An 8395-nucleotide genomic window follows, 5' to 3' on the forward strand; every position below is an offset into this window, starting at 1 on the left:
CCTGGACGCCTGTCAGAGCTGCCGCAGCCGCTTCGCGAACTCCGCCGCCGCCACGCCCCCGGCCTCGACCTGGTCCGGTACACGGCCGCCCTGGGCGCCGACCGCCCCTGGTTCGCCATCGGCGGCATCGACCTCGGCAACCTCGACGAGGTGCTCGAAGCGGGCGCCCGTCGCGTCGTCGTCGTACGGGCCATCACGGAGGCCGACGACCCGGGCGCGGCGGCGGCGGAGTTCGCGAAGCGGCTGCGGCAGCTCTGACAGGCGTCCAGGAAGTCGCGCTGTTGTCCGATGGGTGGACAAGGGGGCGACAAAACAGGCAAATTCCCAGTTCTGGTTGGGTGACCGCCGCCCCCTGACTAACCTGCGGGTATGGCCTTCGGAACCGCATCCACCAGGACTGATCGCGCACGCACCGTGCGGGACATGCTCGCGACCGGCAAAAGGACGTACTCGTTCGAGTTCTCCGCGCCGAAGACCCCCAAGGGCGAGCGGAACCTGTGGAGCGCGTTGCGGCGGGTCGAGGCGGTCGCCCCCGACTTCGTCTCGGTGACCTACGGCGCAGGCGGCTCCACGCGCGCGGGCACGGTCAGGGAGACCGAGCAGATCGTCGCCGACACCACGCTCACCCCGGTCGCCCACCTCACCGCGGTCAACCACTCCGTCGCCGAACTGCGCAACATCATCGGCCAGTACGCCGACGCCGGGATCCGCAACATCCTCGCCGTGCGCGGCGACCCGCCCGGCGACCCCATGGCCGACTGGGTGGCGCACCCGCAGGGGCTGACGTACGCGGCCGAACTGGTGCGGCTCATCAAGGAGTCGGGCGATTTCTGCGTCGGCGTCGCCGCCTTCCCGGAGATGCACCCGCGCTCCCCGGACTGGGACACGGACGTCGCGCACTTCGTCGACAAGTGCCGGGCGGGCGCCGACTACGCGATCACCCAGATGTTCTTCGAACCCGAGTCGTATCTGCGGCTGCGCGACCGCGTCGGGGCCGCCGGCTGCGCGACGCCGGTCATCCCCGAGGTCATGCCGGTGACCAGCGTGCGGATGCTGGAGCGGTTGCCGCAGCTCAGCAACGCCGACATCCCGGCCGCCCTGAAAGAGCGAATCCTCACAGCCAAAGACGATCCGGCCGCTGTACGCTCGATCGGAATCGAGTTCGCCACCGAGTTCTGCGCCCGGCTGCTGGCCGAGGGAGTCCCCGGACTGCACTTCATCACGCTCAACAGCTCCACGGCGTCACTTGAAATCTACGAGAACTTGGGCCTGCACCACCCACCGCAGGCCTAGACCGGTCGCTCCGGAATAGGACACACTGCGTAGCGGCCACTGGGAGAGGGGCGTACATGGGCTGGACGGTCCTCTACATCGCGTTCGGCATCGTCGCACTGTGGTTGCTCGGTGAGGTGCTGCTGCAGTACAAGGCACGCCTGCGCTGGCGGCTGCTCGCTTTCGTCGGCTTCCTGGGCGTCGTCCTCGGAGTGCTGATCCCCTCCGTCGTCGTGATCGGCCTGGGCGCGGTGGCCTTCGCCGTCGGCCAGACCTACGTCACGCTGTCGTTCCGCCGCGGCTTCGAAGCAGGCTGGGCGGTCTCGGGTCGGCCGGGCGCGGGCGGCACCAAGCGCCGCCGCGGCGAGCCCGACGAGCAGGACCCGAACCTGGACGCCTCCGGTCCCGAAGGGGCGGAGGACGGCTTCCAGGAGTACGGCCAGAACAAGGCCGCCTTCGGCCAGGACGACGACTACGACCGCGACGACGTGTTCACCCCGAACCGCCCCGTCGCCCCCACGGCCGCCGAGGCCACCTCGGTCTACGAGCCGCAGCCCCTCCCGGACGACACCGGCTCCTACGGCGTGTACAGCGCCGCCGCGTACGCGAACGCCACCGACCCCAACTACGAGGGCACGGACCAGGCGTACGCCGCGGCGGCCGCGGGCCAGACCCAGGACCAGGCCTACGCGGCGGCCGACCAGAACTACGGCTACGACAACACCTACGCGGGCTACGACCAGCAGCAGTACGGCTACGACACGACCGGCCAGCAGCAGTACGCGGCCTACTCCGACCCGTACATCGGCACCCAGACCTACGGCGGCACGGGTTACGACACGGGCTACGACGGTCAGCAGCAGTATCCCCAACAGGGCTACACGCAGGACCAGTACGGCAACGGCGGCTACGGCGGCGAGACCCCGGCCGGCGGGGTGTGGGTCCCGCAGCAGCGCAACGACGAGACCTACGGCGGCGAAATGCCGCCGGAGCAGCAGTACCCCTACCAGGGCGACGGCCAGCAACAGCCGCAGCAGCAGCCGCAGTCGGGCCCCGGCTACGACGAGCAGTACCGTTTCTGAAGCCTACTGAGACCCGATTACTGAGGTCGCTCAGAGGCTGCTTACCGGGACCCCTTGAACTGGGGTCCCTCCACGATCAGTCCGGCGACCAGCGCCCCCGACATACCGGCGTGCGCAAGCCCGCCGCCGGGGTGGGACCAGCCGCCGACCCGGTAGAGCCCGGGCACGCGCGTGGTGTTCGCCGGGTGCAGGAAACGGCCCTGCCCGGCGGCGAGTGAGGGCGCGGGCACGGCGCCGAAGCGGGCGCCCGTCTCACCCTCCGTGTGCTGCGGGGTACGCACCTCGTGCCACAACAGGCGCTCCCGCAGCCCCGGTACGGCACGCCCGGCGGCCTCCAGGAGGAAGTCCGTGTACTGCCGGACCGTGCCCCCGTCGTCCCAGCCGGCCTCGCTTGACAGCACGGCGGAGACCACCGCGGACTCGTGGTCACCGTCCGGCCGGAGCGCGGGGTCGTCGGGGCGCAGCACCGTCACCGTGGGACAGCGGGGCTCGTCACCGCCGGGGGAGGCCAGAAGGTCCAACTCGGCCTCGCGGTCCGGGGCGTGGACCACCGTCCGGTGAACGGCCCCGTCCTCACGCGGGCCGCGCAGAGCCAGCAGGAGCGTGCACCGCACCGGCCGGGGTGAGTCCGCGTCGGCCCGGACATCGCCGTCCTCGTCCAGCGGACGCTCCGTCAGGGCCCGCAGCCGCGCGGGGTCCACGTCCGCGACGACATGGTCCGCGTCAGCCACCGTGCCGTCGGCAAGCTCAATCCCCGCCGCCCGCCCGTCCTTCTCCAGCACCCGGGTGACCTCGGCTCCGAAGACGAACTCGACCCTTCTCGCCAGACACCGCTCGAACACCGCGCGCGCCAACTCCCGCATACCGCCCCGCACATACCAGGTGCCGAAGGCGTGCTCCATGTACGGCAGCACGGCCGCGCTCGCCGGAGCGGTCCGGGGATCCAGGCCGTACGCGAGCGCGTGGCTCTCCAGGAGGGCCGTCAGGCGCTCGTCGCGCAGCTCCCAGGCGCCGATCTCGGCGAGGGTGCCCGCCCGCCGGGTGCGCAGCAGCTTCTTGTGCGGGACCGACGGATACGGCTCCTGGCCGGCCAGCACCGACCAGTCGGGCCACAACGGCTCCTCCAGGAGCGGCCTGCGGGTGCGGTCCCAGGCCTCGCGGGCCCGGATCAGGAAGTCGCCCCAGCGCTGGCCCGCGCCGCCGCCCAGGGCCTCGTCCAGGGCCGTGACGACGCCCGCGCGGGACGCGTTCGGCAACGACACCTCCGTGCCGTCCGCGAAGACGTGCCGGGACGACGGGTCGACCTGGACCAGCTCGACCAGGTCCTCCAGCGGCTCCTTGCCGGTCTTGATGAACAGGTCGCGGTACACCGCGGGCACGGGCAGCAGACCGGGGCCGGTGTCGAAGGAGAACCCGTCCCGCTCGAAGCGGCGCACCGCACCGCCGTACGTCTCCGTACGCTCGTACACCGCCACCCGGTGGCCCGCGACGGCCAGCCGGGCAGCGGCCGCCATCGCGCCCATGCCGGCGCCGATCACCGCAATCCGTGCCATGCCCGCGACTTTATCGGCCGCCACTGACAGTCCGGTCGCGGGCGGTCACCAGGGGTCGTGGTCCGATGGCTGTCCGGGCGGGTGTCCCACCTGCGCGGCGAGCCGTTTCTCCTCCCGGTGCTGGGCCCGGCGGCGCAGGAACCGCCGGATCCGCGAGATCAGGAAGAACAGGACCGTGAGTCCGGCCACCAGCAGCACGGCCGCGATGATCGCCGCCGCCTGGGGATGGAACATCGCGAACGAGACGATCCCGCCGACGCCGAGATCCTCCGCGAAGCTCATGATCACGTTGCTGAACGGCTCCGGCGAGGTGTTGATCGCCATCCGCGTCCCGGCCTTGACGGTATGGCTGGCCAGTGCTGAGGAACCGCCGATCAGCCCTGCCACGACATCGTTCATCGAACCGCTGTGGCCCGCGAGCACCGCCCCGACCCACGCCCCGGCGGCCGGCCGGATCACCGTGTGCACGGAGTCCCACAGGGAGTCGACGTAGGGGATCTTGTCGGCGACCGCCTCGCACAGGAACAGGACGCCCGCTGTGACGAGGACCTCAGGGCGTTGCAGCGACTCGGGGACCGCGTCGGTCACTCCGGTCGCGCCGAAGATCCCGAGCAGCAGCACCACCGCGTACGCGTTGACGCCGCTGGCCCAGCCGCTCGTGAAGACCAGGGGGAGTACGGACACGGAGGCGATAGTAACCACTCGGCAACATGGCGTCCTGGGCCTGAGTGCGTACGGCTGAGTATCCGTACCTAGGGAGTGAGATGAGTACGCGCGCGGATGGGGTGCGACCTGCGCGAACGAGAGAGTGGTGGCACGGAAAGGGGCGCGGCTCCGGTACCGCCGACACGGGGCGGCGGAACGGGGCCCGCGCCCTTGGCCGCTCCTTCCGCCGGACTCTCGGCGGAAGAGAGGCACGGGGGAACCCTGGGACTGACCAACGGGGGTTCCGACAGGGGGGAACGTACGGGGGAGCACAAGGAGGCGCCGGTTCGGGGTGGCCCGCGGGGGACGCGGCCACAACGGACCGGCGCCTCTGCTTGTGACCTTTCGTCTTGTGACCTGTTGTCAGCGGCCGCCGCTGACCCGCCCCTGGAGCAGCCGGGACAGCGCCGCGTGGACGTCGTCCAGGGAGCGCTCCGGCTGGAACGACTGCCAGTCCAGGGCGGCCACCACGACCATGCCGATCAGCGCGGCCGCGGTCAGCCGGACGTCGATCTCAGGGCTGAACTCACCCTTGGCCACGCCCGCGTGCAGCACGTCCTCGATCGCCGCGTTCACCTGCTGCCGTACCACCATGAGCGTGGACTGCCAGGCGCGGTTGGTGCGCCACAGCTCGGCCACGTAGAGCTGGGTGAAGGACGGGTAGCGGGCGATGAAGACGAGGCCCGCGCGGACCATCGCGTCCAGGGCGTCGACCTTGGTGCCGCCGTCCCGCGCGGTCTGCTCGGCCGCCTCCCGCAACGAGGCGGTGAGGAGGCCCACGCCGTGCCGCAGCAGCTCCTCGAAGAGGACGGACTTGCTGGCGAAGTTGTAGTAGACGGTGCCCTTCGCGACCCCGGCACGCTCGGCGATCTCGTCCACCGTGGTGGCCGAGAAGCCCTGTTCGGCGATGAGCGTGACGGCCGCCTCGTAGAGCTTCTGCCGGGTGGCCTCGCGGCGCGTGCTGCCGCCCGACGGGGTGCTGCTGCTTTCCATGGGCCTGATTGTCACAGGCCCGGCTCCGGTGCCGGGCACGGGTGTCGAGCTCCTGGGCGGGGTCACAGGCTCAGCTCCGGGTGCAGCCGGTCCAGCGTCCACACCTGGCGGCGGCGCGCCGACAGCGCGGTCAGCGCGAGCGCCCCGGCGGTGAAGGCGACGAGCACCACGCACGCGTGCCACACGGGTCCCAGGCCACCGCCCGTGATGAGCCTCCGTAGGGCCTCGACGACGTAACTCATCGGCAGGAAGGGGTGGATCGCGTTGAAGAAACCCGGACTGGTCTGCACCGGATAGGTGCCGCCCGCCGACGTCAACTGGAGCATCAGCAGGGCGAGTACGAGAATCCGGCCCGCCGCTCCGAAGCGGGCGTTCAGCCACTGGACGATGGCCGCGAAGCACGCGGTCACCAGGAACAGGAAGCCGACCGTGCCGGCCGCCCGCACCATCTCCAGGCCGATCGCCCAGTGCAGTACGGCCATCAGGGCCACCGTCTGGAGCACCCCGACCGCGACCACCGGCAGCCAGCCCGCGAGCGCGATCCGCCAGGCGGAGGCACCGGCGGCGAGCGCGCGGCGGTTCATGGGCGCGATCAGCATGTAGGCCACCATCGCGCCCACCCACAGGGACAGCGGGATGAAGTACGGGGCGAATCCGGTGCCGTAGTTGGGCGCCTTGTGCAGGTCCTGGGAGGCCAGTTGGACCGGGTCGGCCATGACGCCGGTGCGCTGGTCGCGGTCCTGCTTGTCGTAGTCCGGGATCTGCGCGGCGCCGTCGTGCAGACCGCCGGCGAGCTTCCCGGAGCCGTCGACGAGCTTGTACAGGCCGCCGTTGAGATCCACGGCGCCCGTCCTGAGCTTGCCGACGCCGGTGTCCAAGTCGGCGGCGCCGGTGCCGGCGGTGCCGAGCCCGGTGTGCAGGGTCTTGGCTCCCGCGGCGACCTTCGAGGCACCGTCGTTCAACCTGTTGACCTTGGCCACCGCGTCGTCGAGGTCCTCGGAGAGGTGCGGGGCGCGGTCGGCGAGCGCCTGGGCCTGCGTCTGGAGCGTGGCCAGGTTCGCGTCGAGCTTCTTCAGGTCGCCGTTCTGGTCGGCGACCAGGCTGTTCACGTCGTCGGCGACCTTCGCCACGTCGGAGGCGGCCTGGGCGGCCTTCTTCAGGTCGGGGCAGGCGTCATCCTTCAGGACGACGCCTTCGCAGCGCGCCTTGTAGACCTCGTCCAGGGTGTCCGAGGCCGCGTGCGCGCCCTTGGCGGCGACCGGTGCCGTCTTCACGAGGGTGGCCAGGTTGGCGCGAATGGTCTTGGCCGAGTCGGCGACCAACTGAGCCGTGTCCCCGATGGTCTTCTCGTTGTCCTTCAGGAAGGGGCCCGCCTTGCCGGCGACCCCGTTGACCGTGTCGGCAAGCGTCTGCGTCCCCGCCGCCACCTGCTGTGAGCCGTCCTCCAGGTCGCCCGCGCCCGTGTCCAGCTTCTTCAGGCCCTTGGAGAGCTTGCCGCTGCCCTTCTTGGCGTCCTTCAGGCCGTTGGCGAGATCCTTGGAACCCTCCTCGGCCGTACCGATGCCGCCCTTGAGTTTGTCGGCGCCGTCCGCGGCTTTCACGGTCTGGCCGTGGATGTCGGAGAACGACACGAAGATGCGGTCCAGGAAGGTCCGCGAGGCCTTGGTTGACGCGGCCGACCGCACCTCGCTGAACACCGTCCGGGAGATCTGCCCGACGATGTAATTGTTCGCGTCGTTCGTCCGCACCTGGAGCGCGCCCGTCTCCGGGGAGTCGCCCGCGCTGGAGGTGACGCGCTTGCTGAAGTCGGCAGGCATGGTCAGCGACAAGTAGTACGTGCCGTCCTCGACGCCCTTCCGCGCGGTGGCCGCACTCACCACGTGCCAGTCGAACGTTCCGCTGTCCCGCAGCCCCTTGGTGATGTCGGCGCCCGCGGTGACCTTCTTCCCGTCGGCACTCGCCCCCTTGTCGTCGTTGACGAGCGCCACGGGGATGCGGTCCAGGCGGCCGTACGGGTCCCAGAAGGACCACAGGTACAAGGCGCCGTAGAGCAGCGGCAGCAGCAGGAGGGCGACGAGCGCCGCGCGTGGAAGCTTCCCCCTGCCGAAGCGCTTGAGCTCAAGCGCGGCCAGTCGTGGCGCGTGCATCGGCCTTCTCCGTCCCCTCGGTGGACACCGCTACGACAGTCGTTCCGGAATCGGCGAGCGACCTCAACAGCGCCCAGATCTCGGCCCGTTCGGCATCCGAGAGCTTGAGGTCGACGTCGTCCACACCGAGCAGAGCGGGCCGCCCGATGAGCGCCAGCGCGATGGACAGCCGCAATTCCTGCGGCCGTTCCAGGTCCCGTACGGCGGTCCGCCCGCCCTTGGGCAGCGCCTCGCGGTCGAGCCCGGCGGCGGTCAGCGCCCGCTCGATCCGCAGCCCCGCCTCGACGGCGCGCTCGGTGCGGGGCCGCAGCAGCCCGCGTACCGAGTCCCCGAACCGCCGTTGCAGCAGCGCCCGTTCGCGCAGATGCTCGCCGACGGTCAGCGCCGGTTCGAGGTCGGTGACCCCGGCGACATTGGCCGGCGCGCTGATCCGGCGTACGGCCGCCGACTGCTTCGGGAGCGTGAACTCGCCCACGGCGGCGGTCCCTTCGGACGCCTTCATCCGCCCGGTGAGCGCGAGCAGCAGGCTCGTACGCCCGGACCCGGACGGCCCCTCGACGGCGATCAGCGAGCCGGGCCGGGCGTCCAGGGAGATCCCCCGGAACGCCCAGCCGCGCGGCCCCTCGACCCCGAAGTCCTCGGC

At 71.1% G+C, this 8395-nt stretch carries 8 protein-coding genes; 3 read left to right on the top strand and 5 right to left on the bottom strand.

From position 1 onward, the window contains the following. From AC31A1_RS41155 to AC31A1_RS41165, 3 genes are all read left to right on the top strand, one after another. Window positions 1–258: thiamine phosphate synthase (locus AC31A1_RS41155; protein ID WP_489658201.1), on the top strand; the 258-nt coding region annotated here is incomplete at its 5' end. Between the two features lie 111 nt (window positions 259–369). Next, on the top strand, window positions 370–1293 hold the full coding sequence (gene metF, locus AC31A1_RS41160; RefSeq protein ID WP_489658202.1) for a methylenetetrahydrofolate reductase [NAD(P)H]: 924 nt from the start codon (window positions 370–372) through the stop codon (window positions 1291–1293). A 56-nt stretch (window positions 1294–1349) separates the two neighbouring features. Further along, on the top strand, window positions 1350–2354 hold the full coding sequence (locus AC31A1_RS41165) for an SCO2102 family sporulation regulator (protein WP_489658203.1): 1005 nt from the start codon (window positions 1350–1352) through the stop codon (window positions 2352–2354). A gap of 41 nt (window positions 2355–2395) precedes the next feature. Here AC31A1_RS41165 and AC31A1_RS41170 read toward each other — a convergent pair whose 3' ends face one another. The 5 genes from AC31A1_RS41170 to AC31A1_RS41190 all read right to left on the bottom strand — a co-directional run. Further along, window positions 2396–3907 carry a phytoene desaturase family protein gene (locus AC31A1_RS41170; protein ID WP_489658204.1) on the bottom strand — a complete coding sequence of 504 codons (1512 nt, stop codon included), beginning with the start codon at window positions 3905–3907 and terminating at the stop codon, window positions 2396–2398. Between the two features lie 45 nt (window positions 3908–3952). Beyond that, window positions 3953–4591: a DUF4126 domain-containing protein gene (locus AC31A1_RS41175; RefSeq protein ID WP_489658205.1), complete on the bottom strand. Its 639-nt coding sequence runs from the start codon at window positions 4589–4591 to the stop codon at window positions 3953–3955. A 384-nt stretch (window positions 4592–4975) separates the two neighbouring features. Next, window positions 4976–5605, bottom strand: coding sequence for a TetR/AcrR family transcriptional regulator (locus AC31A1_RS41180; protein ID WP_489658206.1), 630 nt, complete (start codon window positions 5603–5605; stop codon window positions 4976–4978). A 62-nt stretch (window positions 5606–5667) separates the two neighbouring features. Beyond that, on the bottom strand, window positions 5668–7752 hold the full coding sequence (locus tag AC31A1_RS41185) for a YhgE/Pip family protein (protein WP_489658207.1): 2085 nt from the start codon (window positions 7750–7752) through the stop codon (window positions 5668–5670). Further along, window positions 7724–8395 (bottom strand): ATP-binding cassette domain-containing protein (locus AC31A1_RS41190; RefSeq protein ID WP_489658208.1); only part of this gene is annotated, 672 nt, incomplete at its 5' end. The genes AC31A1_RS41185 and AC31A1_RS41190, both read right to left, overlap by 29 nt.

Source organism: Streptomyces sp. P5F9 (genome assembly GCF_057961495.1).